30 protein-coding genes are annotated in these 26,614 nt (G+C 68.6%); 10 read left to right on the plus strand and 20 right to left on the minus strand.

Translation table 11 applies throughout. From position 1 onward, the window contains the following. Positions 1-125: 125 nt before the first annotated feature. The 7 genes from ASF22_RS01890 to ASF22_RS01915 all read right to left on the minus strand — a co-directional run bounded on the left by ASF22_RS01890 (position 126) and on the right by ASF22_RS01915 (position 7,262). The gene (locus ASF22_RS01890; RefSeq protein WP_056260953.1) at positions 126-1,112 is read right to left on the minus strand and encodes an MDR family oxidoreductase; all 987 of its coding nucleotides are present in this window, start codon (positions 1,110-1,112) and stop codon (positions 126-128) included. A gap of 84 nt (positions 1,113-1,196) precedes the next feature. Further along, positions 1,197-1,784, minus strand: a complete 588-nt coding sequence (locus ASF22_RS01895) for a hypothetical protein (protein WP_056260955.1) — start codon at positions 1,782-1,784, stop codon at positions 1,197-1,199. 221 nt (positions 1,785-2,005) lie between these two features. Then, positions 2,006-2,959: a cell wall hydrolase gene (locus tag ASF22_RS01900; RefSeq protein WP_082483473.1), complete on the minus strand. Its 954-nt coding sequence runs from the start codon at positions 2,957-2,959 to the stop codon at positions 2,006-2,008. A 194-nt stretch (positions 2,960-3,153) separates the two neighbouring features. After that, on the minus strand, positions 3,154-3,408 hold the full coding sequence (locus ASF22_RS01905) for a hypothetical protein (protein ID WP_056260958.1): 255 nt from the start codon (positions 3,406-3,408) through the stop codon (positions 3,154-3,156). Positions 3,409-3,598: 190 nt separating this feature from the next. Next, positions 3,599-6,292: a pyruvate, phosphate dikinase gene (gene ppdK, locus ASF22_RS01910; RefSeq protein WP_056260960.1), complete on the minus strand. Its 2,694-nt coding sequence runs from the start codon at positions 6,290-6,292 to the stop codon at positions 3,599-3,601. A 157-nt stretch (positions 6,293-6,449) separates the two neighbouring features. Then, positions 6,450-6,602 carry a DUF3096 domain-containing protein gene (locus ASF22_RS22755; protein WP_082483460.1) on the minus strand — a complete coding sequence of 51 codons (153 nt, stop codon included), beginning with the start codon at positions 6,600-6,602 and terminating at the stop codon, positions 6,450-6,452. Positions 6,603-6,620: 18 nt separating this feature from the next. Next, a complete protein-coding gene (locus ASF22_RS01915) occupies positions 6,621-7,262 on the minus strand; it encodes a L,D-transpeptidase (RefSeq protein WP_056173418.1) in 642 nt (213 codons plus the stop codon). Between the two features lie 235 nt (positions 7,263-7,497). Here ASF22_RS01915 and ASF22_RS01920 point away from each other — a divergent pair, with 235 nt between their 5' ends. Next, positions 7,498-7,938 carry a VOC family protein gene (locus tag ASF22_RS01920; protein ID WP_056260962.1) on the plus strand — a complete coding sequence of 147 codons (441 nt, stop codon included), beginning with the start codon at positions 7,498-7,500 and terminating at the stop codon, positions 7,936-7,938. Between the two features lie 3 nt (positions 7,939-7,941). Here ASF22_RS01920 and ASF22_RS01925 read toward each other — a convergent pair whose 3' ends face one another. Then, positions 7,942-8,385 carry a Crp/Fnr family transcriptional regulator gene (locus ASF22_RS01925; protein ID WP_056173412.1) on the minus strand — a complete coding sequence of 148 codons (444 nt, stop codon included), beginning with the start codon at positions 8,383-8,385 and terminating at the stop codon, positions 7,942-7,944. 270 nt (positions 8,386-8,655) lie between these two features. Between ASF22_RS01925 and ASF22_RS01930 the strand changes: the two genes are divergently transcribed. Both ASF22_RS01930 and ASF22_RS23570 read left to right on the plus strand, forming a co-directional pair. Next, on the plus strand, positions 8,656-8,850 hold the full coding sequence (locus tag ASF22_RS01930; protein WP_056173408.1) for a general stress protein: 195 nt from the start codon (positions 8,656-8,658) through the stop codon (positions 8,848-8,850). 82 nt (positions 8,851-8,932) lie between these two features. After that, positions 8,933-9,142, plus strand: a complete 210-nt coding sequence (locus ASF22_RS23570) for a hypothetical protein (protein ID WP_156647586.1) — start codon at positions 8,933-8,935, stop codon at positions 9,140-9,142. A gap of 718 nt (positions 9,143-9,860) precedes the next feature. Here the strand turns inward: ASF22_RS23570 and ASF22_RS01940 are convergent. Further along, positions 9,861-10,664 carry a response regulator gene (locus ASF22_RS01940; RefSeq protein ID WP_056173403.1) on the minus strand — a complete coding sequence of 268 codons (804 nt, stop codon included), beginning with the start codon at positions 10,662-10,664 and terminating at the stop codon, positions 9,861-9,863. A 191-nt stretch (positions 10,665-10,855) separates the two neighbouring features. Between ASF22_RS01940 and ASF22_RS01945 the strand changes: the two genes are divergently transcribed. Then, positions 10,856-11,074, plus strand: a complete 219-nt coding sequence (locus ASF22_RS01945) for a NepR family anti-sigma factor (RefSeq protein WP_056261221.1) — start codon at positions 10,856-10,858, stop codon at positions 11,072-11,074. Between the two features lie 126 nt (positions 11,075-11,200). Here ASF22_RS01945 and ASF22_RS22765 read toward each other — a convergent pair whose 3' ends face one another. From ASF22_RS22765 to ASF22_RS01955, 3 genes are all read right to left on the minus strand, one after another. Next, the gene (locus ASF22_RS22765) at positions 11,201-11,377 is read right to left on the minus strand and encodes a DUF1328 domain-containing protein (protein WP_003599466.1); all 177 of its coding nucleotides are present in this window, start codon (positions 11,375-11,377) and stop codon (positions 11,201-11,203) included. 559 nt (positions 11,378-11,936) lie between these two features. After that, positions 11,937-13,346 carry a carbohydrate porin gene (locus ASF22_RS01950; protein WP_244474182.1) on the minus strand — a complete coding sequence of 470 codons (1,410 nt, stop codon included), beginning with the start codon at positions 13,344-13,346 and terminating at the stop codon, positions 11,937-11,939. Positions 13,347-13,494: 148 nt separating this feature from the next. Next, on the minus strand, positions 13,495-14,835 hold the full coding sequence (locus tag ASF22_RS01955; protein WP_056261228.1) for an Nramp family divalent metal transporter: 1,341 nt from the start codon (positions 14,833-14,835) through the stop codon (positions 13,495-13,497). 166 nt (positions 14,836-15,001) lie between these two features. Between ASF22_RS01955 and ASF22_RS01960 the strand changes: the two genes are divergently transcribed. After that, on the plus strand, positions 15,002-15,919 hold the full coding sequence (locus ASF22_RS01960) for an MBL fold metallo-hydrolase (RefSeq protein ID WP_056261231.1): 918 nt from the start codon (positions 15,002-15,004) through the stop codon (positions 15,917-15,919). A gap of 3 nt (positions 15,920-15,922) precedes the next feature. Here the strand turns inward: ASF22_RS01960 and ASF22_RS01965 are convergent, their stop codons facing one another. Further along, complete coding sequence (locus tag ASF22_RS01965; RefSeq protein WP_056260966.1) at positions 15,923-16,702, minus strand: DUF1499 domain-containing protein; 780 nt, start codon at positions 16,700-16,702, stop codon at positions 15,923-15,925. Positions 16,703-16,852: 150 nt separating this feature from the next. Here ASF22_RS01965 and ASF22_RS01970 point away from each other — a divergent pair, with 150 nt between their 5' ends. Continuing rightward, on the plus strand, positions 16,853-17,344 hold the full coding sequence (locus ASF22_RS01970) for a MarR family transcriptional regulator (protein WP_056260969.1): 492 nt from the start codon (positions 16,853-16,855) through the stop codon (positions 17,342-17,344). Here the strand turns inward: ASF22_RS01970 and ASF22_RS01975 are convergent. Next, entirely contained in the window at positions 17,341-18,087 is a 747-nt protein-coding gene (locus ASF22_RS01975; RefSeq protein WP_056260970.1) for an HAD family hydrolase, read from the minus strand. The genes ASF22_RS01970 and ASF22_RS01975 overlap by 4 nt on opposite strands. After that, a complete protein-coding gene (locus ASF22_RS01980) occupies positions 18,077-18,631 on the minus strand; it encodes a hypothetical protein (protein WP_056173385.1) in 555 nt (184 codons plus the stop codon). The genes ASF22_RS01975 and ASF22_RS01980 overlap by 11 nt, the downstream gene beginning before the upstream one ends. Positions 18,632-18,743: 112 nt before the next feature. Between ASF22_RS01980 and ASF22_RS01985 the strand changes: the two genes are divergently transcribed. The 3 genes from ASF22_RS01985 to ASF22_RS01995 all read left to right on the plus strand — a co-directional run bounded on the left by ASF22_RS01985 (position 18,744) and on the right by ASF22_RS01995 (position 21,736). Then, positions 18,744-20,141: an aminotransferase gene (locus tag ASF22_RS01985; protein ID WP_056260972.1), complete on the plus strand. Its 1,398-nt coding sequence runs from the start codon at positions 18,744-18,746 to the stop codon at positions 20,139-20,141. Positions 20,142-20,440: 299 nt separating this feature from the next. After that, positions 20,441-20,656, plus strand: coding sequence for a hypothetical protein (locus ASF22_RS01990; protein WP_056260974.1), 216 nt, complete (start codon positions 20,441-20,443; stop codon positions 20,654-20,656). 117 nt (positions 20,657-20,773) lie between these two features. After that, positions 20,774-21,736, plus strand: a complete 963-nt coding sequence (locus tag ASF22_RS01995; RefSeq protein WP_056260976.1) for a metallophosphoesterase — start codon at positions 20,774-20,776, stop codon at positions 21,734-21,736. 15 nt (positions 21,737-21,751) lie between these two features. Here the strand turns inward: ASF22_RS01995 and ASF22_RS25150 are convergent, their stop codons facing one another. Then, positions 21,752-21,880, minus strand: a complete 129-nt coding sequence (locus ASF22_RS25150; protein WP_274533103.1) for a hypothetical protein — start codon at positions 21,878-21,880, stop codon at positions 21,752-21,754. A 217-nt stretch (positions 21,881-22,097) separates the two neighbouring features. Between ASF22_RS25150 and ASF22_RS02000 the strand changes: the two genes are divergently transcribed. Next, positions 22,098-22,652: a TerB family tellurite resistance protein gene (locus ASF22_RS02000; protein WP_056173371.1), complete on the plus strand. Its 555-nt coding sequence runs from the start codon at positions 22,098-22,100 to the stop codon at positions 22,650-22,652. 124 nt (positions 22,653-22,776) lie between these two features. Here the strand turns inward: ASF22_RS02000 and ASF22_RS02005 are convergent, their stop codons facing one another. The 4 genes from ASF22_RS02005 to ASF22_RS24310 form a co-directional block, all read right to left on the minus strand. Next, positions 22,777-24,309, minus strand: coding sequence for an acyl-CoA carboxylase subunit beta (locus ASF22_RS02005; protein ID WP_056260978.1), 1,533 nt, complete (start codon positions 24,307-24,309; stop codon positions 22,777-22,779). Between the two features lie 120 nt (positions 24,310-24,429). Next, a complete protein-coding gene (locus ASF22_RS02010) occupies positions 24,430-25,263 on the minus strand; it encodes an ATP12 family protein (protein WP_056261234.1) in 834 nt (277 codons plus the stop codon). Positions 25,264-25,325: 62 nt separating this feature from the next. After that, positions 25,326-25,985 (minus strand): HAD-IA family hydrolase, encoded by a 660-nt coding sequence (locus tag ASF22_RS02015; protein WP_056260980.1) that lies wholly within the window; start codon positions 25,983-25,985, stop codon positions 25,326-25,328. A 13-nt stretch (positions 25,986-25,998) separates the two neighbouring features. Further along, on the minus strand, positions 25,999-26,484 hold the full coding sequence (locus ASF22_RS24310; RefSeq protein WP_162239518.1) for a hypothetical protein: 486 nt from the start codon (positions 26,482-26,484) through the stop codon (positions 25,999-26,001). Between the last annotated feature and the right edge of the window lie 130 nt (positions 26,485-26,614).

A 26,614-nucleotide genomic window follows, 5' to 3' on the forward strand; every position in this document is an offset into this window, starting at 1 on the left:
CGCACGGCTATGCTGCCGGCGAGTGGTCGGGGTCCACATGGCACGTCCAGATGAGGCTTCAGCACCCTTCTGGAATCACCGCCATCCCGGCCACTCAACCCCGGCCGGACATTATCGGACGGGCTCTAAGGAACGGTCACCACCGTCCGTCCGCGTACGCCGCCCGAAAGGATCCGTTCGGCGAGGCGATCCACCTCGGCCAGGGGCACCGTCGTGGTCATCGCGGCCAAGGCCGTGCGGTCGAGGTCGCTGGCGAGGCGCGCCCACGCCGCGCGGCGTTTCGGCAGCGGCGTGGTCACGCTGTTGATGCCGAGGAGCGACACGCCGCGCAGGATGAACGGTGCCACGGAGGTCGGCAGGTCCATGCCCTGGGCGAGCCCGCAGGCGGCGACGGCGCCGTCCGCCTTGGTCCCTGCGAGCACGTTGGCGAGGGTCACGGAGCCGACGGCGTCGACGGCGACGGCCCAACGCTCCTTCGCCAGGGGTTTGCCCGGGGACGAGAGTTCGGCACGGTCGAGGATCTCCGTGGCGCCGAGGCCGCGGAGGTAATCCTCCTCGCCGGTCCGGCCCGTGGAGGCGATGACCTGCCAGCCGGCCCGGGCGAGCAGCGCCACGGCGACGGAGCCGACGCCGCCGGATGCGCCGGTGACCAAGGCGGGACCGTCGCCGGGCCGAGCGCCGTGATGTTCAAGGGCCATGAGACACAGCATCGCCGTGTAGCCCGCGGTGCCGATGGCCATGGCGTCGGCTGCATCGAGCCCTTCCGGCAGGGGCACGAGCCAGTCGCCCTTCACCCGCGCCCGCTCCGCATAGGCGCCGAGATGGGTCTCACCAACGCCCCAGCCCGTGAGGATCACCGCATCGCCGGGGGCGTAATTCGGGTGATCCGACGCCTCGACCACACCGGAGAAGTCGATGCCGGGGATCATCGGGAAGCGGCGCACCACCGGCGAGCGTCCGGTCATGGCCAGTCCGTCCTTGTAGTTCACGGTGGAATGGGTGACCCGGACGGTGACGTCGCCGTCCATGAGGTCGGCCGCGTCGAAATCGCGGAACGTCAGGGCTTGCCCCGTCTCGGTCTTCTCGACCACCCACGCCTTGAACCGGTCCATGCGCACCTCCCGCGTCAGCAGGGAGGTGTGGCATGGCCGGGCGGAATCAACCGCCCCGGCCGGTCGGCCGGGGCGTCAGGCGTCTCAGTACCCGTCGTAGATGCTGCCCGTGGAGAAACCGAGGCCGACGCCGATATCCGCCGAGCTGGCGCCGGCGATGCCGACGGCATCCGGGATCGAGCCGATGCGGGGTCCGTAGACGCCCGGATAGCCGCCGCCGTTGCCGTAATTGGCCGGGACCCATCCGGCGCGGGCCGGCTGCACGAGGACGCGGCGGCGGATGCTTGCGTACTCGGCCGGGATCGTCTCGGGGATCGATTGGGCCGGCTGGACCAGCACCCGGCGATGGCGCACAGAGTATTGCGGCGGCACGTCGACCCAGCAGCCGACGAGCGCGCCGTAGGGATCGCGACGGGTCTGCCAGACACGGCCGCCCGGGCTGACGACGACGCGCTCGGACACGGTCTCGTAGATCGGCGGGATCGTGCGGTAGACGGTCTCGGCCGGGCGCACGAGGACGCGCTCGGACACGGCGCCGTAGACCGGCGGGGTCGAGACGTGGCGGTAGCATTCGGCACCGCCACAGCCGCCCGCCTGGGCGGAGGCTGCGAACAGAACGGCGCCGGCGATGGCGGAGGCAAACGGGATCAATCGGGTGACCGGCGCGGTCATGCGGGCTTCCTCGGGCTGTGACGCGGATACTGGCGGGATGGCGCCGTTGTGGTGCGCGCATCTCGACGTATCAGAGGCAGCCAAGTTGCCGCTCGGGCAAGCCGAATTCAGACTCAGGGTAAAATTAACCTAAGCTTAGGACTACTTAGATCTTCGCCTACTTAGGTAGAATTCGATGGAACCGGATCACTTTTGCTCATTGGTTTGCGCTCGACCGGCCTTCAGGTCTGCCCGCGCTTGAGCTGGTAGAAGATGTGCCGCCCGATGACGTCCATCTTGCGCAGGCGCCGCGACCAGCCGGGTTTCACGTAATCGGCATGGTAATGCGTCGCCCCGCCGACCTCGCTGAGGTACGTCCGTCCCTCGATCACCGCGCTGGCGATTCGGGTGGCCGATTGCCACGACGGCCCGTCGGTGATGCGCAGGGACTTGCCCTCGCAGGCGAAGGAGAACTGGCAGCCCATGTAGCGGTGGCGGTTCTGGTAGACCACACCGCAGACGTTGCTGGGGTAGAGCCCGCTCTTGACCCGGTTCAGCACCACCTGTGCCACGGCGGCCTGGCCGTCCTCGGGCTCGCTGCGGGCTTCGAAGTAAACGGCTTCGGCGAGGCAGCGCTGTTCGCGATCGAGGGCGTCGGGACCGATGAGGTCGGCGTAGCGATGGCGGGCGCTGTCGCCGACCAGCCCCTCGGCGTCGCGGCGCGGCGAGAACCCCGGAATGGCGAGCCCGCCCGGAATGGCGAGGTTCGCGGCCGCAACCTCGATGGGAGTCGCATCGGCCGGGGCCGGGGTCGTCGACGACAGGGCAACGGCGCGGGGGATCGCGGGCGTCGCACCGTCGCTCGTCTCGATGGTCTCCTCCCCGTCGGCCGGGGGCGGGACGAAGCCGAGATCCGGTTCGAGCTCCGGATTCCAGACGGCCGGTCCCGGCAGGAGGGCGCCGTTGGCCGAGCCGGAGAGGTTGGCATGCAGAACCGAAGCAGTGCCGCGGTCGAGCTCGGCAGGAAGCCCCGCCCGCATCCGCTCGGTGCTCACCCGTCCACCGATGAGGGGGACCCCGTGCGGCAAGGCCGAGGCGATCCGCACATCGTGCGCGAGTGATCGGGTCGTGCCGTCGGTGCCGGCGCTGGCCGTAAAGGAGACAAGGAAGCCCATGCCGGCGGCCCAAGGCGCCATGGCGGCGCTGAACCAGCGCAGGCTCGAATCGCGTCGTACCCGTTTCGTGCCCACGCCCAACCGATCCACGTTCCGCAACACCGTTCCGGTCGGCCGATCAGGTCACCCGAAGGGGTTCCCTATGCGGCAGCCGGTTCAGGCATATTTGCGTGGCATGGTTGCGGAGCGGTTAAGCCCGTTCCGCAACGGTTGGTTCAGAATGTGCCGGGGCGTCCGTGGGCGACGGCAAACGCCTTGACCAGGGCGGAGGGTGCGCTGTCGCCGCCCGTCCGCATCTCGGAGATCCGCTCCGCATCCGCACCGCTCTGGGTGGCGACGGCGAACACGAACAGCGCTAGGGTAGCGAGGCCGCCGAATGTCCAGAGGGAGGCCTGCTGGACCACCTTCGGGATCGGGGTGACGGCGGAATTTTCGTTGAGGTAGAGCGGGGTGGGCGTCGTATCGATCATGGCCGGCGTTCCCACGCGATGGCAGCCGCCCCAATGAGCTGGAATGCTCGCGCAATGGATCGGCACTAGCACTGAACGTGCCGGCACGAAATCGGTTCGCCGCGTTTTCGACAATTTGTTGAACGGATTTCGCCGCGACTCTCCCGGGCGGCGCGAAGCCACCCGGAAGAGTTCGGATCGAGCCTCCGGATCAGGCCTTGTTGACGGCGTCCTTGGCGGCGTCGCGGGCGGCCAGAGCCGCCTGTGCCGCAGCGAGGCGGGCGATCGGCACGCGGTAGGGCGAGCACGACACGTAGTCGAGGCCGACCTCCTGGCAGAAGCCGATGGAGGCCGGGTCGCCGCCGTGCTCGCCGCAGATGCCGAGCTTGATGTCCGGACGCACGGCCCGGCCGCGCTCAACGCCGATGCGCACGAGTTCGCCGACCCCCTCCTGATCGATGGAGATGAACGGGTCGGCCGCGAGAATCCCCTTCTGGGTGTAGGCCCCGAGGAAGGTCGCGGCGTCGTCGCGGGAAATGCCGAGCGCCGTCTGGGTCAGGTCGTTCGTGCCGAAGGAGAAGAACTCCGCCGTCTCGGCGATGTCGCCCGCCCGCAGGGCGGCGCGGGGCAGCTCGATCATGGTGCCGACCTGATAGTCGACCGCGCTGCCGGTCTCCTCGGAGACGGCCTTCGCCATGGCGTCGATGCGCGCCTTGACGATGTCGAACTCCATCTTGGTGAAGACCAGCGGGACCATCACCTCCGAGGTCACCGGGGCGCCGGTCTCCTTGGCGGCCTGGACGGCGGCCTCGAAGATGGCGCGGGCCTGCATCTCGGCGATCTCCGGGAACGCGATGGCGAGGCGGCACCCACGGAAGCCCAGCATCGGGTTGAACTCGTGCAGTTCCGTCATCCGACGGCGCAGCTTGTCCTCCGACACGCCCATGCTGCTGGCGACGTCCCGCACCTCCACGTCGGTATGCGGCAGGAACTCGTGCAGCGGCGGATCGAGCAGGCGGATCGTGACGGGCAGACCCGACATGATCGTGAACAGCTCGACGAAGTCCTGGCGCTGGTAGGGCAGGATCTTGGCCAGCGCCGAGCGGCGTCCTTCGGCGTCGTCGGCGAGGATCATCTCACGCACGGCGACGATGCGGTCGCCCTCGAAGAACATGTGCTCGGTGCGGCACAGGCCGATGCCCTCGGCGCCGAAGTTGCGGGCGGCGCGGGCGTCGGTCGGCGTGTCGGCGTTGGTTCGGACCTTCATGGTGCGGACCTTGTCGGCCCAACCCATCAGGGTCGCGAACTCGCCCGACAGGGACGGCTCCAGCATCGCCACCTCGCCCAGCAGCACCTGACCGGTGGACCCGTCGATGGTGATCTTGTCACCGGCCTTCAGAACCGTGCCGGCCACCGACAGGGTGCCGGCCTTGTAATCGACCCGGACGGTGCCGCAGCCCGAAACGCAGGGCTTGCCCATGCCGCGCGCCACCACGGCTGCGTGCGAGGTCATGCCGCCGCGCGTGGTGAGGATGCCCTCGGAGGCGTGCATGCCGTGGATGTCCTCGGGCGAGGTCTCCACGCGCACCAGGATACACTTGCGCTCGGCCTTGCGGGCGGCCTCGGCATCCTCGGAATTGAACACGATCTCGCCCGTGGCGGCGCCCGGCGAAGCGGGCAGGCCCGACGCGATCACCTTGCGCTCAGCCTTCGGGTCGATGGTCGGGTGCAGGAGCTGGTCGAGGGCCGCCGGTTCGATCCGGCCGATGGCCTCCTCCTGGGTGATCAGACCCTCCGCCGCGAGATCGACGGCGATGCGCAAAGCGGCCTTGGCCGTGCGCTTGCCGTTGCGGGTCTGAAGCATCCAGAGCTTGCCGCTCTCGATGGTGAACTCCATGTCCTGCATGTCGCGGTAGTGGTTCTCGAGGAGACCGTAGATCCGGACCAACTCGGCGTAGGATTCGGGCATCGCCCGCTCCATCGACGGCTTTTCGGACTTGGCCTCAAGCCGAGCCTTCTCGGTGATGTCCTGTGGGGTGCGGATGCCCGCCACCACGTCCTCGCCCTGGGCGTTGATCAGGAACTCGCCGTAGAGGGCGCGCTCGCCGGTGGACGGGTTGCGGGTGAACGCGACGCCCGTGGCCGAGGTGTCGCCCATGTTGCCGAACACCATGGCCTGGACGTTGACGGCCGTGCCCCAGCTCTCGGGGATGTTGTTCAACTCGCGATATTTCTTGGCGCGCGGGATCATCCACGAATCGAACACGGCACCGATGGCACCCCAGAGCTGGTCCTCCGCGCCCTGCGGGAAGTCGGAACCGTGCTCGGCCTTCACGATGGCCTTGTAGCGCCCGACGAGATGCTTCCAGTCGTCTGCCCCGAGTTCGGTGTCGAGGCTGACGCCCTTCTCCTCCTTGTAATGCTCCAAAGCCTCCTCGAAGGCGTGGTGCTCCACGCCCAGAACCACGTTGGAATACATGGTGATGAAGCGCCGGTAGGAATCGTAGGCGAAGCGCGGGTCACCGGCGCCCGTCGCCAGGGCCTCGACGGTGACGTCGTTGAGGCCGAGGTTGAGCACCGTGTCCATCATGCCGGGCATCGAGGCGCGGGCGCCCGAGCGGACCGAGACGAGGAGCGGGTTCTTCGGATCGCCGAAACCGCGACCGGTGAGCTTGCCGACGGCCTCCAGGGCTGCGGCCACCTCGGCCTTCAGCTCGGCCGGGTAGGTCTGCGCGTTGTCGTAGTAAGCGGTGCAGACTTCCGTCGTGATGGTGAAGCCCGGGGGCACCGGAAGGCCGAGATTGGACATCTCGGCGAGGTTCGCGCCCTTGCCGCCGAGCAGGTTGCGCATGGACGACTGGCCTTCGGCCCTGCCGTCACCGAAGGAATAGACCCACTTGCCCATCGTCACCCGTCCGGTTGCTGGAATGAAACGCGAATTGCGCGCCTATCGTACCCGGCGGGTTGGACCATCTCATGCTGCAACGCAAGATGAACGCCGCGCGGACTGGGGGCCCGCGTGACGGTTCTGTACCTCTGTCACCGACCGCCGTCGCGCCGGCTCACGATAGCGCGCGAAACACCCCGAGGCCAATCAGCCCGACGAGGATGAGGTAGGCCGCGACGATGAAATTCAGCAGCCGGGGGATCAGCAGGATCAGCACCCCGGCGCCGAGGGCGACGAGGGGCTGCAGGTGGGCGATGGTGATGGTCATGGCCGAACGGTCCTCGTCTTACACCCGATACTTGCCGTTGCGCTTCACCAGCACCTGGGTGCCGACGGGGACGCGCTCGTAGAGGTCGACGATGTCCTCGTTCAGCATCCGCACGCAGCCGGACGACAGTTGCTCGCCGATGCTCCAGGGCTCGTTGGTGCCGTGGATGCGAAACAGCGTGTCGCGGTTGCCCTGGTAGAGGTAGAGCGCGCGGGCGCCGAGCGGGTTGTCGAGGCCGCCCTTGCGGGTGCGCGGCAGATCGGGATTGAGCGAGACCATGGTGGTGGTCGGGCTCCAATCCGGCCACACGCCCTTGCGGGCGATGCGGGCCTCGCCCTTCCACGAGAAGCCGGCCTTGCCGACGCCGACGCCGTACTGAACGGCGGTGCCGTCCTCCTGCACCAGGGCGATCTGCCGATTGTCGATGTCGACCACGATGGTGCCGGGCTTCTCCGGCCCGGTGTAGCGCACGATCTGGCGCCGGTACTTCGGATCGAGGCGCGACTTGTCGACGATGGGCACGTCGAACGGCTTGTCCGGCATGGTGCCGGTGTACCAGGCGGCATCGTCGTCGGCCGCGACGTTGACGGGGCCGCGCGCGTTGCAGGCCGCCAGGGGGGCGATGAGGAGCAGGCCGAAGATGAGGCGGCGGGTGGACATGGCTGGCTCCGCGGGGTGTGGGTTGAGGAGGGCGGGTTGCAGGATTCTTCCCCCTGACTAGCCGTCCCGGACCGCCGAGGGTGTATCTTTCCCGCCGCAGGTGTGGGGAAGCGTCGCCCCCGCACCGCCATATTCAGGCGAGGCTGCGAGGCAACCGCGGCTCGATCAGGCGATCCGCGGTGTTGCGTCGGCGTCGCGCTTGATCGCATCATGAACGCCGCACGAGGATCCGCCCATGGCCGACACCCAGACCCTGCCCGTCTCCGACGCAGGCGACGTCCTCGACAACCTCGCCCCGGCGATCCATCTCGATCATTGCGTGATCCACGTCTCCGATTGGGCACGTTCGACGGCCTTCTACCGCGACGTGCTCGGGGCCGAGATCGTGGAGCGCCCCGTCGGGGCCGCCTTTCGCTTCGGTGGCGTGCAGCTCAATGTCCATGGTCCGGGCATCGAGGCGACGCCGCTTGCCGAGAAGCCGGTGATGCCCGGCAACAGCGACCTGTGCTTTCGCTGGTCCGGACCCATTGAGGGGGCCATGGCGCATCTCGCGACGCACGGCGTGCCGGTCGAGCGCGGGCCCGTGGAACGCGACGGTGCGGCCGGTCGGGGCCTCAGCGTCTATTTCCGGGATCCGGACGGATCGCTGATGGAGTTCATCACCTACCCGGAGTGAACGTCAGCTCCGGCTCTGCGCCAATTGCTGGTTGGTCTGCTCGAGGCGCAGGGCGAGTTCACGCATGACCGCGATGCCGATCTGCGGGAACTGGGCGAGGAGTTCGAGGAAGACAGTGCGGTCGATGCGCAGGGCCGTCAGGGGTGTCAGAGCCGCGACCGTGGCCGAGCGGGGCTGGTCGGCCAGGATTCCCATCTCGCCGAGGAGGGCGTTTGCGCCGAGGAGCGCCAGCCGAAACGGTCCCTGCGGCCCTTCGATGGAAACCTCGGCTTCGCCTTCGAGAATCAGATAGGCCGCATCGGCGGTATCGCCGCGCGCGAAAAGCTCTTGGGTGGCCTCGAAATGAACCCGCTCGCTGGTGAAGGCGAGGAGCTTCAGGCGCGACGGTTCGACGCCTCGAAACAGCGGCACCTGCCGTAACGACGAGACCTCGGTGTCGAGGGTCATTGGTGCACCCCAGCGTCGCGCGGCGGCATCGAACGGTTTTCCATGCCGCATCCATGCGGGTCGCACACGGATTGTCCAGTCCCGGCAAAGCCACGGGGCGGGAGAGCCGCCGCGCCTGAGGCCGTCGAAGTGCCCTGTACGCGAGCGTTTCCTATACCCATGCTTATAGCCACGCTTGCCCCGCTCTACGCTGATCAGCCCGGGTTTCCCTAAGGAACCATCGATATTGGTGAAGGTTGTCTTGGCAGTGAGAGCAAATCTGAGGAGGCGCTGATGGCATCGAACTCCACCTCGAAGCGGGGCTTTGCCTCGATGGATCTGGAGCGGCAGCGGGAGATCGCGAGCAAGGGCGGGCGCAGTGTGCCGGCCGAGAAGCGCTCGTTCTCCCAGGATCGCGAACTGGCGTCGTCCGCCGGTCGCAAGGGTGGTCAGTCCACCGGCACCGGTCGCCCAGGCGAGGACTGATACCGGTCATTGGAGCCCCTTCGGGGGTTCCAAGCTCAATCGAAACAAAAAGGCCTCGTCCGAAATGGACGAGGCCTTTTTCATGCTCCTTCAGCGTCTTCTCATCCAAGAATCGGTTCTTGGCGCTGTCGACCTATGCGCGACCATGACGAAGGTTGTGCTGGAGCGACTCCCGGTCGACGAAAATCAGGAAATGCAACGACCCGGGAGCATGCGGCGCGCCTCCGGTCCGGCCAGTGAGCTGATGGCGCCTTCGCAGCCTTCGCGCATCGAGCGGCGAACCTTCGGCTGATCCTTCTCACTCGCGGTCCGGCCGCTCTGTCCGAGTACACCGGGCTTCGGGGGGGATGACGGGCGGCTCACGGACGCGAAGCGCACCGGACTGATCGCCGTCGATGCCACGCGCTGCCCGGGAAGATCCGGTCCCGACAAGGTGACCTGAATGACGGTCGATGGTGCTGCCCGGAGTGCCCTCTGGTCGGCAGCCTGCTGGACGGTCGGCTGGATCAGCAATGTCAGGAGCGCTGCCGGTGCACTGACACTGAGGAGGAGGCCTGACCGAAACATCGTCGTAATCTCCGATGAGGAGCTTGACAGGATATCGAGCAAACGCGTCTCGCAGTCTCGGGTTCCTCGACTGTTTCGAATTGAGCAATCTCCAGTACAGCTCGAAGTACGGATCGTTACGATTTGACGGAAATCCTGCTTCCGCCGAGCTGCAGGTGTGGCGCAAAAACCGCTGTGCGCAAAAAATTCGAGCCGCCCATGCCGGGAGACGGAACGACAGCGAGGTCGGATCGTTGTCTTGTCACCCCGGCCGCCTGGTCCTCCCCCCGCATCCCCTTGTGCATAGGCCGGAACCTTTTCGACGGGCTGGAGAGCGATCTCCGGCCCGTTTTTTTGGTCCTTCAGCCGCCACGGGCCCGGTCCGAACAGGTCAGCAAAAAGGCCCCGGCATGTGACGGGGCCTTTCGTCGGTTGTTGCCGAGGATCGTGGGGTCGAGGGGCGTTCAGGCCGACTTGACCTCGCGGCGGCGTGCGCTCTGCTGGAAGAACAGCGCCTGGCTGATCACCGCGGAGACGTTCGCGGGCTGGAACGGCTTGGCGATGAGGAAGGCCGGCTCCGGACGCTCGCCGGTGAGGAAGCGCTCGGGGTAGGCGGTGATGAAGATCACCGGCACCTCGAAGGTCTTCAGGAGGTCGTTGACCGCATCGAGGCCCGAGCTTCCGTCGGCGAGCTGAATGTCCGCCAGGATGAGGCCGGGGCGGGTCCCCTCGGAGGCGATCTTGATCGCCTCCGTGCGGGTGCGGGCCACGCCGATGACGTTGTGGCCGAGCCCTTCCACCAGGGCTTCGAGGTCCATGGCGATGAGCGGCTCGTCCTCGATGATGAGGATCTCGGTCGCCATGTCGGCCGCGAGCTCACGGCCGGCCTCGTCGACGAGGTCGCGAACCTGGCTGACGTCGACGTCGAGGATGATTGCAGCGTCTTCCTCCGAGAACCCTTCGAGGCACGAGAGAAGGAAGGCCTGGCGCGGCAGGGGCGTGATCTGGCCGAGCCGGACTTCGGCCGGCAGGTCGTGCTGCACCTGCTCGCTCTGGCCGTTCACCGACAGGGAATTCCAGATGCGCGTGAACACGCGAAAGAGATCGGCCTTGACGTTGGCACTGCGGCCGAGCGTCTCGGGCTCGTTCACGAGGGTCTCGAGGGTGGCGGCGACGTAAGCGTCTCCGGCGACCTGACTACCCGTGAGCGCCCGAGCGTAGCGGCGCAGATACGGCAGGTGCTGCACCACGAGTTGGGCTGTCGACATACTATCCCCTTGGCTTTGCCGTTCTTGGCCGCGTGCCTTGGCCGCTTCCGCCACAACGCGGATTGGAGAGCTCCGTTCCGCCTGACGGGAACCGACTGATCGCATCGGCGTTGCAGCTGCAGCCATGACCTATGTCAAGCCGCAAAACAATCGCGGCGATGCCGGTGTCCGGCATCAAGGGGAATCGACGCATGAACACACACGACAAGGGCGATCCCGCCCTAGGGGATCGTACCGTGCGTGCCGACGAGGACACCCGTGGCCGTGGCCTCAGCGACCACACCCAGAAGCGCATCGGTCTGCACCTTCGGGCCATGTACGATACGGTCGTGCAGCAACCGGTACCCGACCGCTTCCGCGATCTCATTGCCCAGCTCGAAGCGTCCCCGCCGGACGAAGCGACGTCCTGAGGCGCCGATCCGGCGCCCGTACCATCCGAATCGATGAGAGCCGCACGGCAATGCGCCGGCGGCCCTCATCGATCGCTTCGGGCGGGCCGATGCCCACCCGGCCGGTGCCGTGCGGACCGGCGCCCGTCAGAGGGTCGGGGAACGTCCGCGCATCAGGCCGATGACGGCGGAGATGGCGAACAGAACGATGGCGACGAAGAACACGAGCTTTGCGGCTTCCATGGCGGTGCCGGCAATACCGCCGAAACCGAGCAGAGCTGCCACGAGGGCGACGACGAGGAATGTTACGGCCCAACCGAGCATCTGACTCTATCCTTCGAAAGATTTGGCGCAGCGTCAGGCTGCGACCTCATTGCAGCAATAACGCCAAGTTTTCGCCCCGGTTCCGGCGCTGTCCGGTCGGATTCACAGCGACCGCGAAGGATTTTCGCGCACGGCTCGTTTCAAACCTCAACGGCCGTGCGCCGCCTTGCCGGACCGGTGCTCGGCGTGCCAGATTTACCGTCAAGCTCACGGCCCAGGGGGCAGCTGAGGGCGCAGCGGCGTGATGGTGCGACGGATCGACCTCCGGTCCTGCGCAGGCACGACATCGCTCCTTACCTGTCTCTCAACCGTCATCGGAACCGGCCCGTCGCCGGTCGCGTTCGGTACTCGTCGCTGATCAAGGAGCCCGTCATGAGTACATCGTTCGTCGGATCGATCGTGCGGCGCCTCGTGAAGGCAGCGGGTTCGGTTGGCGAAGCCGTGTCCCGTGGACTCGGCGCCCTGGTGGAAGGGTCGGCCCCCGCGCCGCAGCTCGTACCCGTGCGCGTTCGCCCCACGCGTCGGCGGTCGTGATCGCCTCGATCCGGGACGCGTCCGGTCAGTAGACCAGGGTCGAACGCATCCCGAAGACGAAACCACCCTTGATCCGTGTGTTGGGGCGCTCGGGGTCCGCGAGTCCGCCCCCGGGGTTGAAGATGTACTGAAGATCCGGCTGCACGGTCCAGCCGGGTCTGATCTGGGCCTGATACGACAGTTCGAAGGTCGCTTCCGCCGTGCGGACCGGCTCCCCACTCGCCTGCAGGTCGACTCGGTCGCGGTCGAAGCCGCGCGCGGCCTCACTGATCCGGGCGTAGATCACGCTGGCGCCGAACAGATCGTCCGGCCGCCCCGGGATCAAGCCGGCGACGACGACACCGCCATCCGCCCACAGGTCGATCGGGTTGCGGTCCGAGGGGCTCGCCGAGACGCGGGCGTAGACCGACACACCGCTCGATGGACCGCCCCCGTCCGGGCGGTAGAGTTGCTGATCGGCGACGGCGTAGATCCCGCTGGTCCCGCGCAAGCGCCGCGCCGTCCCGAGGCTGGATCGATCCGCGAGGCGTAGGCCGTCCGCGCCGAAGCGCAGATCGTCGAACCGGCCGAAATGCCGGTATCCCCCGAGTTTCAGGGTTCCCGCGAACGCAGGTGTCTCCGTCTCCTGGTTCCGCCGCATCTGGATCTCGGCCATCACCAGGGGCGGGTCGCCGACGCGAAAGTTCGTTCCGTACCGGTTGACCACGCGCTGGTCGCCGGGATCGCCGTTGAACACCGCCACCAGAGCCGAGAGGTCCGCGCCGGCTTCGTAGCGCAGGCGGATGCCGGGGGTGGCCAGGGGATAGGCCGGTCCGCCGCTCGGAAGGTTGGCGCCGGTGATCGTCGGCCAGTCGTTGCTGAGAAACGGCTTGCCCGTCTCGGAGGCGAAGAACTCCCCGTCGGCGGCGAGCTGCCCGATTCGCAAGCCGAGCCCCGAGTCCCACCGCCGTTCGAGCCAGAGTTCCGACAGGCGGGTGGTGGGATACGCTTCGATGTTGCTGACCGTGATGAGCCGTTGAAAACTTCGGTCGCGCAGGCCGCCGGTGTCGTGAATCCGGAAGGCGTTGGCAAAAGCGCTCACGCCGTCGAGGCCCGCGAGGCGCTCGAGGTCGAGGCTGAGGATGGCCTCGACCTTGCCCGCGTAGATCGGGCCGGTGCGCACGCCGCCATGGGGATTCCCCAGCACTTCGTCGGTCGACAGCAGGGTCAGATTCACGCCGCGTGCGGCCCAGGCGGCGCGAAGGCCGCCGGGATCGCCCCACGGGCCGAGCGACGACCTGATCGAGACCGGGAAATCACCCTGCGGCTCGGCGGCGGCCGATTGCGGCGGCCGTTCGGGGATCTCGCCGAGAGCCTGCGCCAGGGCGAGCGGCGGGGTTGCGGAGATCATCAGGGAGACGAATGTCGCCCGCCAGGCGCGGGGTGGACCGGACATGATGAAGCCTCCGCTGGAAGAGTAAGCCACGGCTATGTTTTCGAGGTGTGTTTATCCGGCGGCGCCCTTGTGTGCCCCGGGTCCGTTTCCGTCGTGCGCTGGTTCGGAAAAGGCGGCCCGCGACCCTCTCGGGCTGCGTGCCGCCGGATCAGGCGCCCATGACGGTGTCGATCAGGAGCTTGACGTTGAGGACGACGATCAGCCCGGCAATGGCCCAGGACAGGACCTTCAGCCACCCGGGAATCACCAGGGCGCCCATCTTGCTCCGATCGGAGACGAAGCGGACCAGGGGGATCACGGCGAACGGCAACTGCATCGACAGTACCACTTGGCTCAGGACGAGGAGGCGGGCGGTGCCCTGTTCGCCGTAGAGCGCCGTGACGACGATCACCGGCACGATGGCGATGCCCCGGGTGATGAGCCGGCGCGCCCAGTCGGGGATGCGCAACCGCAGGAAGCCTTCCATGACGATCTGGCCGGCGAGCGTCGCGGTCACGGTGGAATTCAGCCCCGAGGCGAGGAGCGCCACGGCGAACAGGGTCGAGGCGATGCCGGCCCCGAGGAGCGGCGACAGCAGTTCGTAGGCCTGTTCGATCTCCTGCACGTCGGTCCGCCCGTTGGCGTGGAAGACCGAGGCCGCCAGGATGAGGATCGCCGCATTGACGAACAGCGCCAGCATCAGCGCGATGGTGGAATCCGTGAAGGCGAAGCGGAAGGCCGCGCACTTGCCCTCGTCGGTGCGCGGGTAGGCGCGGGTCTGTACGATGGAGGAGTGCAGGTAGAGGTTATGCGGCATCACCGTGGCGCCGATGATGCCGATGGCGATGTAGAGGGCCGCCGGGTTCGTCACGATCTCGGGCGTCGGCAGGAAGCCGCCGAGCACCGCCTGCAGGGGTGGGCTCGCCAGGGCGATCTGAAAGCCGAAGCAGACGAAGATCACGCCGAGCAGCGCGATGACGAACGCTTCGAGGGCGCGAAAACCGCGCCGCATCAGCAGCAGGATCAGGAACACGTCCAGCGCCGTGATGGTCGCCCCCAGCACGAGTGGGATGCCGAACAGGAGCTTGAGGGCGATGGCGGTGCCGATCACCTCGGCGAGGTCGCAGGCGATGATCGCCGCCTCGCAGGCGAGCCACAGGACGAGGCCGACGGGACGCGAATAGTGGTCGCGGCAGGCCTGGGCGAGGTCGCGGCCCGTGGCGATGCCGAGCCGCGCGGCCAGCGCCTGCAGCACGATGGCCATGAGGTTCGAGAGCAGGATGACGGAGAGCAGGGTGTAGCCGAACTGGGCCCCCCCGGCGATGTCGGTGGCCCAGTTGCCCGGGTCCATGTAGCCGACCGAGATCATGTACCCCGGCCCGATGAAGGCCAGGAGCCGGCGCAGCCACGTCCCGGTTGCGAGCACCGGAACGCTGCCGTTCATGGCGCCGAGGCTCGGCTGCTCCTGCGTGTCGCGGTGGAAGCGCCACGCCCCGTCCTGATAACCCATCGCTCCGTACGGTCCCTCGGTGACGGCGCGGCTCCGCGCCCAGCTTGCCTCCTCGCGATATAGCATTGGCTATAATGAAAATAAAAGGCTTCATTTTCGTGGCGTTGTCGCGCTCCCGGCGATCGCGTAGGGGCGGGGCATGTCCATGGACCTCCCCGGAGACCGCATGAGCGAAACGCGCGACGATCCGGTCTTCGACTCGGGCGCTCCTACGAGTGGCGAGACGCAGCGGCTGTCGGCCCTGATCCGGCGCCGCGTCTGCTCCAACGCGAGCCCGTTCACGGCGAGCGGCACCTGCACCTACATCGTCGGCAGCGGTGCCGTCGCGGTCATCGACCCCGGCCCGGAGGATGCGGCTCACATCGACGCGCTCCTGGCCTCGATCCCCGGCGAGCGGGTCGAGGCCATCGTGGTCACCCACACCCATCGCGACCATTCGCCGGGGGCGCGCCTGCTCCAGGCCCGCACGGGGGCGCCCATCGTCGGCTGCGGACCGCACCGGGCGGCGCGCGATCTGGCCGAGGGCGAGTTCCCGCACCTCGACGCGAGTGCGGACCGCGACCATGTCCCGGATCGCCTCATGCGCGAGGGCGATACCCTGACGGGGGATGGCTGGACCCTGGAGGCGGTGGAGACCCCGGGCCACACCATGAACCACCTCGCCTTCGCGCTGCCGCAAGAATCCGCCCTGTTCTCGGGCGATCACGTCATGGCGTGGTCGACGAGCATCGTGGCGCCGCCGGACGGCTCCATGCGGGCCTACATGGCCTCCCTCGACAAGCTCCGCGAGCGGACTGAGACCGTGTACTGGCCGGGGCATGGCGGTCCGGTTCGGGACCCGCGCCGGTTCGTCCGCGGGCTCAGCGCCCATCGCCGGCAGCGCGAGACGACGATCCGTGCGCGGATCGAGGCCGGCGACCGCGATATCCGCGCCATCGTCGGGGCGATCTACCAGGGGCTGAATCCAGCCCTCCGGGGCGCCGCCGCCCTCTCGGTCTTCGCCCATCTGGAGGATCTGGTGGAGCGCGGCCTCGTCGTCACCGAGGGGCCACCGCGCCTGGAGGGGCGCTACGCCCCCGCCTGACGCCTATTTGACGGCGATGGCGAGGTTGGCGACCTCGTCGAGATAGGCGCGGATGCGGTCGGCGTTGCCGCCGAAATCGTGGCTTCCGAGGCGGGACGCGGAGCGCACGTCGATCCGGGCACCGTCGGCCCGGGGATGGACCCGTACGGTGACGTCGTCGGCGAGGTTGAGCAGGAGGCCACGCGACACTGCCTCGATCCGGCCGTTGCCGATCCGGCCGCCGGGGCGGATCGCCTCGACGATCTGCCAGCGCCGGTTCACCGCCGCCTTGCGGGCGAGCTCGAACGCGACGTCGGCATCGAGGTCGAGGGTCAAGGGCGCGACCTGCGGATAGGCCGCGCGCTGGCTGGCCCGCGCCGCCGGTCCGGGGTCCGGCGGATAGCGCCCGTCCCGAGCCGCGAAGGCGGTGCGCGAGCGCGAGAATGCGGGTGGGTTGTCGATATCGGTGGAGATATCCGTGAGTGCGGGCAGGCGCAGGGCCCGCAGGCCCACGAAGGCCGGATAGGCGAGGATCAGGCAGGCCACGAACAGCCCGGCCAGCGCCGCGCCGAGGCCGCGCGCGCCCTCGCGCCAGACCCGTACGAAGGCGAACGTCGCGAGCCCCACGGCGGTGACGGCGAGGACCAGGCCGGCGCTGAGGGTCGCCAGGGCCGGACCGGCCTCCGCACGCGGATCGCGCACGAGCACGAGGGCGAACAGGCTGACGAACAGGGCGAGGCCGGCGACCGTGCGGGCGAGCGGGCCGGCGCGGGTGACGGGCTCCTCGAAGGGCAGACGACGCATGGGTTTGACGACGATCCCTGTCGGGCACGCTGCCCCTCGCGCGGCCGCGGGAGACTCCGAGGCGGCCCGCCGAGCTTTACCGGGCGTCGGCACCGCGCGCCACCCGCCCGTGCTTCCGCTGCCCACCGGTTCTGCTATAGCGAGGCGACCATGAGCGCGACCGCCCCAGACCGATCCGCGGCGTTGCCGGAGGCCGAGACCCCGGATCCGCTTCGGGTCTGGTTCCGGTTCATCCGCCTCAACCGCCGCGTCACCGCCGCCATGGGCGCGGAACTGCGTGGGCTGGGCCTCTCGATCCCGCAATTCGATGTGCTGTCCACCCTGACCGAGCGCGAGGGCGCCACCCAGCAGGATCTCGCGGCGCGGCTCTATGTCACGAAGGGGAATGTCTCCGGCCTGGTCGATCGCCTGGTGGAGGCCGGATGGGTCGAGCGCCGCGCGATCCCCGGGGACCGGCGCTCGCACGCCCTCCACCTCACGCGTGCCGGCGCGGATCTCGCCGCCCGCGGCATCGCGGCTCAGAAGGCCTACGTCGCCCGGACCCTCGGCCGTCTCGCTCCGGAGGACATCGCCGGGTTCGAGCGGCTGGTGCTGCGCTGGCGCGATGTCGCCCGCGAGGATGCGGCCGCTCCTCGGGGCTAGCCTTGAGTCTTCGCGCCTTCGATCTCGGCCAGCAGGGCGGGCAGGTCGTGGATGGAGCCGATGACGTGATCGGCCAGGGCCGCCATGGTCTCGCGGGCGCCCTCCCCCGCCGGTCCGCTGAGCACCGCGATGGCGACAGCCCCCGCGGCCCGTGCCGCCTGGGTATCGGCGGGCGTATCGCCCACCAGCGCGACGCGGGACGGGTCGACTCCGAGATGAGCGGCGAAGGCCAGAACCATGCCGGGCTCGGGCTTGGCCCCATGCCCGGAATCGTAACCGGCGAGGAATCCGAGATGCGGCATCAGACCCAGCACCGCGGACTGGGCCCGGGCGGACGCTTCCGCGTCGTTGGTGGCGATGCCGAGCGCGTAGCCTCCCCCGGCCAGATGCGCGAGAAGGTCCGCCGGTGCGCCGATGGGATGGAGCGAGCGCAGGGCGGCCTCGCGGAACAGCCGGTCCATCTCGGCGTACAGCTCCGGTCCGGCGGGACGGCCGAGCACCCGCGCCCAGAGCGGCCCGTAGATCGATGATGCACCGGCGAGGAGCGGCGACGTCGGCAGGAAGCGCCGCTCGGCCTCGACGTAGTGGCTCACGCGCATCAGATCTTCGAAGCGGCCGCGGTCCCCGCCCGTGAGGGTCGCCATCACCGCGTGGGCGGCGGGGCCCCAGGTGCGGTCGAAATCGACGAGCGTCCCGTCCTTGTCGAACAGGATGCCGCACAATCCCCCGCGCTCACGCCGCATGGGAAACTTTCTCGACCTCGATGACGATGCCGGTGGGCGTCACGCGCTCGCGGGCCACCATACGGTCGCCGGGCTCGAATACGCCGAGGTTCACGTCGCGGTCGGGCAGCACCACGGTGGTGACCTTGTTGAGATGGACCAGCACGTGGCGCTTCTGCGGCAGGGACGACGCGGCCCAGCGCTTGAGCTGGGTATAGTACGGCTCGCGCCGCCAGGCGTTGGGCTGGCCGGGATCGACCTGCACGTTCATGTGGCGCGACACGGGATCGAGGCTGAGCACCATCTTGGCGCGGTCCGGCTTCCATTCGGGGCCGAGCCAGGCCTCCGTCATCCAGAGGCAGTGGAAGGCCCGGCAATGGTCCGGCCGGCTGGCGTGGATGGCGCAGCCGCGGCCTTGGGCAGTGTGCCGGCACCATTGCCCGGCGGTGCTCTCGACGGCCGGCACATCGTAGACCTTGCAGCACAGGGTGCAGGGGCCGCAGGCCCGCCCGGGGGCGGGTGTGGCGATGACGCTCGCGGGGTCGAGGGTGGTGGGCGAGAGCATGACAGCGTGCGTCCGGTGCGACGGTGAGCGGGTTTATGCCCGGGCATCGGGCCGTTAGTGTGGCCGCTCCGATCAGGGCCCCGTGCGGCCCGCTTCATGGAACGGACACCCGATGCTCTCGAACCTGGCGGCCCGCGACGTCGAGACCCTCATCCACCCCTACACCAACCTCGCGACCTTCCGCGAGACCGGGGGGTTGGTCCTGGAGCGCGGCCATGGCGTCTGGGTCTACGACAGCGACGGTCGTCCGTATCTCGAAGGCATGGCCGGCCTGTGGTGCACGGCACTCGGCTATTCCAACGAGGAGCTGGTGGAGGCGGCGAAAGAGCAGATGTCGCGTCTGCCGTTCACGCACCTGTTCTCGGGCCGCAGCCACGACCCGGCCATCGAGCTCGCCGAGACCCTGAAGGAGCTGATGCCGGTCCCGACCTCGAAGATCTTCTTCACTTCGTCGGGCTCCGAGGCCAACGACACCCAGGTCAAGCTGACCTGGTACCTCAACAACGCGCTCGGCCGGCCGAAGAAGAAGAAGATCATCTCCCACGTGAAGGGCTACCACGGCGTCACGGTGGCCACCGCCTCGATGACCGGGCTGCCCGCCAACCATGCCGATTGGGACCTGCCCCTGCCGGGCTTCCTCCACACGGGCTGCCCGCACCATTACCGGTACGGCGAAGCGGGCGAGACCGAGGAGGCGTTCGCCACGCGTCTCGCCGCCGAACTCGAGGCCCTCATCCAGCGTGAAGGCCCCGACACGGTGGCGGCGTTCGTGGCCGAGCCGGTGCTGGGGGCCGGTGGCGCCATCGTGCCGCCGGCGGGCTACTACGCCAAGATCCAGGCGGTGCTCGACCGCCACGACGTGCGCTTCATCGCCGACGAGGTGATCTGCGGCTTCGGGCGGCTCGGCACCTGGTTCGGGTCCGAGGCCATGGGCATGCGGCCCGACAGCCTGTCCTTCGCCAAGGCGGTGACCTCCGGCTACATGCCGCTCGGCGGCATCTCCATCGACGAGCCGCTCTATCGGCACATGGTCTCGCAGAGCGCCAAGCTCGGCACCTTCGGTCACGGCACCACCTATTCCGGGCACCCCGTCGCCTGTGCGGTGGCCCTCAAGACCATCGCGATCTACCGCCGCGACGGGATCATCGAGGGCGTCGCCCGCAAGGCGCCGCATTTCCAGGCCCGCCTGTCGGCACTCGCCGATCACCCCATCGTCGGCGAGGCGCGCGGGCTGGGCCTCATCGGCGGTCTCGAAATCGTCGCCGATAAGAAGACGAGGCGGCAGTACGACCCCAGGCTGGGCGTTGCTGCCCGGTGCGTCGCGTTCGCTCAGGCCGAGGGTTTGATCGTCCGGTTCCTCGCCGGCGACCGCGTCGCCGTGTGCCCGCCCCTCGTCATCGCGCCCGACGAGATCGACACCCTGTTCGATCGCCTGACCCGTGCCCTCGACCGGACCCAGGCGTGGATCGCCGCGGAAGCGCTCGAAGCCATGTCCCACGCCCGTGGCTGACGGGCCACACGCCAGCTGTATTCAAGCAACGACCGCATTGCGGTGCGGGTTATTGCAATGCCGCAACGTCGATCATGGATCTGTTGCCTCGGCTGTCTGTGATGAGAAACAAGGCTGCCGTGATTTCGGGCATCCGCTTAGTCTTAATCCGCCATTCATATTACGACCACCTTTATGGTTGCTGTGAAGCTCGACACGCGTCCGGGTCGAACCGCGAGGTGCCCGCGAGCGTGGGGCGACCGGGCGGGTCAGGTCACCCCGGCGGCCGCCGTATGAGCGCAAAGCAGGACACCCGTTTCATGTACGCCCCCGATCAGACCCAGAGCGCCGCCCCCGAACTCGACCGTCGTACCCCCGCCTCCGGCTGGGTCGCGGAGAGCTTCCGGCCCGTGGCCCTTCCGGCGCTCGCCGCCGCGGTCCTCGTGTCGGCTCTGGCGGGCAAGGCGGTGGCGACCCGGGCAAAGGCTGCCCGGATGGCGGCGCGCTTCGAGCACGAGGACGCTCCGCAGGTCTGATGCTCGGGTGGTCCTTCGGTGGTGCGGGGACCGTCTGAATCGCCCTGCGCCGTCGTCAATTCGTCACCATTGGCGCCGAGGGAGACGGGATCGGCCCGTCACCCGAGGACCCTTTCGATGTTGATCCTGCCGAGTCGCAGGCAAGTGCTGGGCGGCCTCGGCGCGGCGGGCGTTCTCGGCCTGTCCACCGGCGCCTATGCCTTCGTCATCGAGCCGCGCTTCCGCCTCGTCGTGACCCGGTACAGCCCGGTGCTTCCACGCTGGACGCCGGGCTTGCGCCTGCGGGTCGCGGTCCTGGCCGATTTTCATGTCGGCGAGCCATTCATGCCCCTCGACCGCATCGCCGAGATCGTCGATGCGACCAACGCGCTGAAGCCGGACCTGATCCTGATGCTGGGCGACTATCCGGCGAGTCCGACCGTCACCTTCCGCAAGGTGCCGCTGATGGAGTTCGCCCAGGTGGTCGAGGGCCTGCGCGCACCCCTCGGCGTCCACGCCATCCTGGGCAATCACGATTGGTGGGATGACGCCGACACGCAGGCGGGCAGAAGCGACGTCACCGAGGCGCAGCGCGTGCTGGAGGCGCGCGGTATCCCGGTGATGGAGAACACCGTGCTTCGCTTGGAGAAGGACGGGCACCCGTTCTGGATCGCGGGCCTCGGCGACCAGGAGCCGTTCGTGAAGGTCGGCAATTACGAGGGTCGCGACGACCTGCCCGGCACCCTCGCGCAGATCACCGATCCGGCCCCGGTGCTCCTCATGGTGCACGAGCCCGACGTATTTCTCGATGTGCCCGACCGCGTCTCCCTCACCCTCGCGGGCCACACCCATGGGGGTCAGATCCGCCTGTTCGGCTACTCACCCGTGATTCCATCGCGAAAAGGCAACGACTTCGCCTACGGGCACGTGGTGCTGAAGAACCGGCACATGATCGTCTCGGGCGGCTTCGGCGTCAGCCGGGTCCCGGTGCGCTTCGGCGTTCCGCCCGAGATCGTCCTGCTCGAACTCGGTGGTGCGGCAGGACCCGGCATCGTCACGCCCGGTCACGCCGTGCAGGAAGACGCGCTCCGGCACGGCTGACGGTTCGCCGGACTGTTATTTCTTGGCGTTCTTCACCGCCGCGCTGACCATATCCTTGGTCGAGGCCGCCGCCGCGATGGTCTTGACCACGGGCTTTTTCGGCTTCTTCGCTTCGCGACTGCCGCGTTTGTTTTCGGTCGCCATGATGGTCTCCTCGATCGTCCGGGGGACGATCATGGCACGACTTTCTAAAACCACAGCACAGAAACTGAGAAATCCCCTGCACTACCTTGAATACGGGTATCTTCAACAGACGCTCACATCGTGGATAAGTCGTTTCCCGATCACGGGGATTTGACCATCTCCTCGGTCTGTGTTGCGCTCGTGTTCGACCCGATTCATCGTTCGCGGAGCATGTAGTTTGCCGATCCTCCTCCTTGCCTTGGCCATCGTGGCGGGCGTCGTGTTCTGGGTCTTGCGGGTGCACGGCACCGTCTCGCAACTCCGCGAGGTCGACCGGGACACGAAGGGGCTGCAGCGCCGCGCGCGAAGCGCCTTCACCGATTTCTTCGGATCACCCCTCCAGCGCGTCAACGATGTCAGGCTGGCCGCCGTGATCCTGCTGATCCAGATCGTGCGCACCGGCAGTCCGATCACCGCCGCGGAGAAGACACGCATCCTCGAAGTCATGGAGACGCCCCTGGAGATCGAGCGGATCTCCCAGATGTTCGAGCGGGCCTGGACCTACACGCAGCCACGCCACCCGTTCTCGCAAATCGCCGATCCCCTGGTGCCGCTGTTGAAGGCCCACCTGACGGAGGCCGAGCGGCTGCAGTTCGTCGAACTCGTGAGATCGGTCGCCTCCGCGCATTCGGCGCCGAGCGAGTTGCAGCGGGAGGCATTGATCCGTCTGAAACGGCGCCTCGTGGCGGATCGGCCAATCCTCGCGACCAGCCGAACCGACGGCCACGGCTGATGGATATCGAGAACGAAACCGCCGGCCCGGAGGTGTCGGGCCGGCGATTTCGGTCTGCCTCATGCGCAGCATGGGCCCGTGTCCGGCCTGCGCGCCCGGCGAGCGGGACTCCGGCTCCCTGCCCTCAGAGCGGGATGTTGTCGTGCTTCTTCCAGGGCTGCTCCATCTCCTTGGTGCGCAGCATGCCCAACGCCCGGGCGATGCGCTTGCGGGTGGAGTGGGGCATGATCACCTCGTCGATGTAGCCGCGCTCGGCCGCCACGAAGGGCGACAGGAAGCGATCCTCGTACTCGCTCGTCCGCTCCGCGATCTTCTCCGGGTCGCCGATTTCGCTCCGGAAGATGATCTCCACAGCACCCTTGGCGCCCATCACGGCGATCTGGGCCGTCGGCCAGGCGTAGTTGAGGTCGGCGCCGACGTGCTTGGAGGCCATCACGTCGTAGGCGCCGCCGAACGCCTTGCGGGTGATGATGGTGACCAGCGGCACGGTCGCTTGGGAGTAGGCGAACAGCAGCTTGGCGCCGTGCTTGATCAGGCCGCCGTATTCCTGGGCGGTGCCGGGCAGGAAGCCCGGTACGTCGACGAAGGTGACGATCGGGATCGAGAACGCGTCGCAGAAGCGCACGAAGCGGGCGGCTTTTCGCGATGCATCGGAATCGAGCACGCCGGCCAGCACCATGGGCTGGTTGGCGACGAAGCCGACGGTGCGGCCTTCGATGCGGCCGAAGCCCGTCATGATGTTGCGGGCGTAGGTCGCCTGGATCTCGAAGAAGTCGCCCTCGTCGGCCACGCGGCGGATGAGCTCGCCCATGTCGTAGGGCTTGTTCGGGTTGTCGGGGATGAGCGTGTCGAGGCTCATGTCGAGGCGCAGCGGATCGTCGAAGCTCTCGAGCTCCGGCACGCCGTCGATGTTGTTGGCGGGCAGGAAGTCGACGAGGCGGCGGATCTGCAGCAGCGCCTCGACGTCGTTCTCGAACGAGCCGTCGGCGATGGAGGACTTGGTTGTGTGGACCTTGGCGCCGCCGAGTTCCTCGGCGGTCACGACCTCGTTGGTGACGGTCTTGACCACGTCGGGGCCGGTCACGAACATGTAGCTCGTGTCGCGCACCATGAAGATGAAGTCGGTCATGGCCGGCGAGTAGACGTCGCCGCCGGCGCACGGGCCCATGATGACGGAGATCTGCGGGATGACGCCGGAGGCGGCGACGTTGCGGCGGAAGACCTCGCCGTAGCCGCCGAGCGCCGCGACGCCCTCCTGGATGCGGGCGCCGCCGGCATCGAAGATGCCGATGATCGGCGCGCGCATCTTCAGGGCCATGTCCTGGACCTTGACGATCTTGGCCGCGTGCGACTCCGACAGGGAGCCGCCGAACACCGTGAAGTCCTTCGAGAACAGGAAGACGGTGCGGCCGTTGATGGTGCCCCAGCCGGTGACGACGCCGTCGCCGGGGATCTTCTGCTTCTCCATCCCGAAATCGGTCGAGCGGTGCTGCACGAACATGTCGAATTCCTCGAACGACCCATGGTCGAGGAGGAGTTCGATGCGCTCGCGCGCCGTCAGCTTGCCGCGCTTGTGCTGGGCCACGACGCGGTTCTCACCGCCGCCGAGGCGGGCCTGGGCGCGCCGCTCCTCGAGCCGTTCGAGAATGTCTTTCATGCGGAGAACGCCTTGCCTTGGAGAGATGACGGGACCCGCGCCCATGGGCTCTCTCGCGAGAGCCCAACGGCTACGGTTTGAAGCGCACTTAGCACGCGGCGCTTTCAGCGAAAATGGATTTCAAGTCTTCGGCGAACCACGCTCCAGCTCTCGGCGCGCCAGTGCGGCGAGGTGGGCTGCCGCCTCGAACTCGGCCGTGCGCAGGGCGTGGCGCGCCGCCGCCTCGGCGTCCGTGCCCCAGACGCTCGCCTGATAGGTCTCGTCCACGTGGGCGGCGGCCCAGGCCTCGGCCGGCGTGAGATGCCCGGCGAGCACGGCCAGCGCCAGGACGAGGGAGCCCGTGAGGGTCGTCAGGGTGTGGAGGGCCGCAAGCCGGAACGGCCCGTCCGCCGCCGCGATGGCCCGGCGCAGGGCCGCGATGGTGTCCTCCGGCTGGGCGACGTGCATCACCCCTTCGCCGAGGATGAAGCGGGCGCCGAGATTCTCGCGGGCCCAGTCGAGCACGGGGTCCCAGGCGGCGGATTGCGCAGCCACGAGGCGATCCGGCTCACCGGCCCGGTAGGCGAGGAGGTCGGTGCCCGCATAGGCTGAGAGGTCGTCGATCACCGCGTCGCGCCGGGGGGCGACGCCGTCGATGGCTGTGTTGGCGAGCCGCGTCAGCGGCATGGTCGCGGGATCGATCACCCCGACCTGCGCCTCCCATTCCCTCGCCACGGCCTCGGCGAGCCCTCGGTTCGGCAGAACGAGGGGGTTGCGCGCCGGCGTGTGGGCAGGGCGGCCGTCGAGGGTCAGGCGCAGGCCGCCCTCGGCCTCGGCGAGTCCGGCGGCTGCATAGAAGCGCTTCGGCAGGGCCGGCTTGCCGGGGCCGCGGGCGGAGGCGGTGGGGTCGGCAGCGGGCTTCGGGGGCGGGGCATCGGCGCCACCGAGCCAGTCGGATTTGGGATCGTCGCTCATGGGCCGGGGATAGCGCATCGGCGCGGCGCCCGCGAGACCCGCCGCCATCCCGGATCCGGGGATCAGGGGTGGGCGGGGCCGGGAAACAGCTCGCCGAGGGCGGTCGCAGTGTCCACCACCGTCGCGGCACCGGCGTTGAACAGGGCACCGGCCGGATGGTAGCCCCAGCCGACCCCGATGGCGACGGCGCCGGCGCTCACCGCCATCTCCATGTCGTAGGTGGTGTCGCCGATCATCACCGTGGTCTCGGGCGTGGCGCCGGCCTCCGCCATGGCCTGGCGCAGCATGGTCGGGTCGGGCTTCGAGGGCGCGTCGTCGGCAGACTGGGTGGTGGCGAACCAGCCCCGCCAGCCATGGGTCTCGATGAGCCGGTCCACCCCGCGCCGGGCCTTGCCGGTGGCGATGCCGAGCCGGATGTCGCTTCGGGCGTGCAGGCGCTGGAGCAGCGCCTCCATACCGGGGAACAGCGGCTCCTCGTAGTTCGGGTCGAGGCGCAGAAGGTTGAAGGCGCGCCGGTAGCTTTCCGACAGGCCGTCCACCGGACCCTCATCGCCGACGAGGCGCCGGAACGCCTGCGGCAGGGACAGGCCGACGACGGAGAGGGACTCGGCCCGGCTCGGGGCCGCGAGGCCGTGCTCGGCGAAGGCGAGGCCCTGCGCCGCCACGATGAGGTGCTGGCTGTCGATGAGGGTGCCATCGACGTCGAAGACGATGAGCGTCACGGGGGGGCGCCCGTCACGGCTGGCGCGCCGGTGCGGACTGGGGCTGACGCGGACGTTCGTAGCCGAGCTTGCACCGGATGAGAAAGCGGCGTCGCGCCCCGCCGCGCAGGCCACGGGCATGGGCCTGCCGGTTGCAGCTCGCGTAGGACGCCCGAGCGCGCCGGCCCGCACCCGCCGCGCGTCCGCCCGGCGCCTGGGCCGCCTGGGTCGGGGGCTGGCCGGGGTTGGCCTGTCGTGGAGCGGGCGTCGATTGCGGCGCCGTGGCCTGGTTCGGATTGGATTGGCCGGCGCCCGCTTGTCCAGGGTTCGCTTGTCCAGGGTTCGTCTGTCCAGGACCGGTCGTACCGGAGGTTGCCGGGCGCTGCTGGGCGGGGGACGGGGGCGTGGGCGCCGGTCGCGCCTGCGGAGCCGTCGGCGCCGTTTGCGCCAGGGTGCCGGACGCGAGTGTCAGCAGGGACAGGGACAGGAGCGCGCTACAGGCGACAGTCGCGGGGTTCATGGACGTGACCTTCGAGACGGCTTGCGAGACGACCCGCAGGCCAGCTTGGCGCGGTTGAGGTCCCGCCGCGGCGCGGCGGAGCCTTCAGGTTGCACGAGAGGATAAGGCATGCGGTCGGATTGCCAAGGTC

Source organism: Methylobacterium sp. Leaf87 (genome assembly GCF_001422775.1).
In the GTDB taxonomy this organism is placed as follows: domain Bacteria; phylum Pseudomonadota; class Alphaproteobacteria; order Rhizobiales; family Beijerinckiaceae; genus Methylobacterium.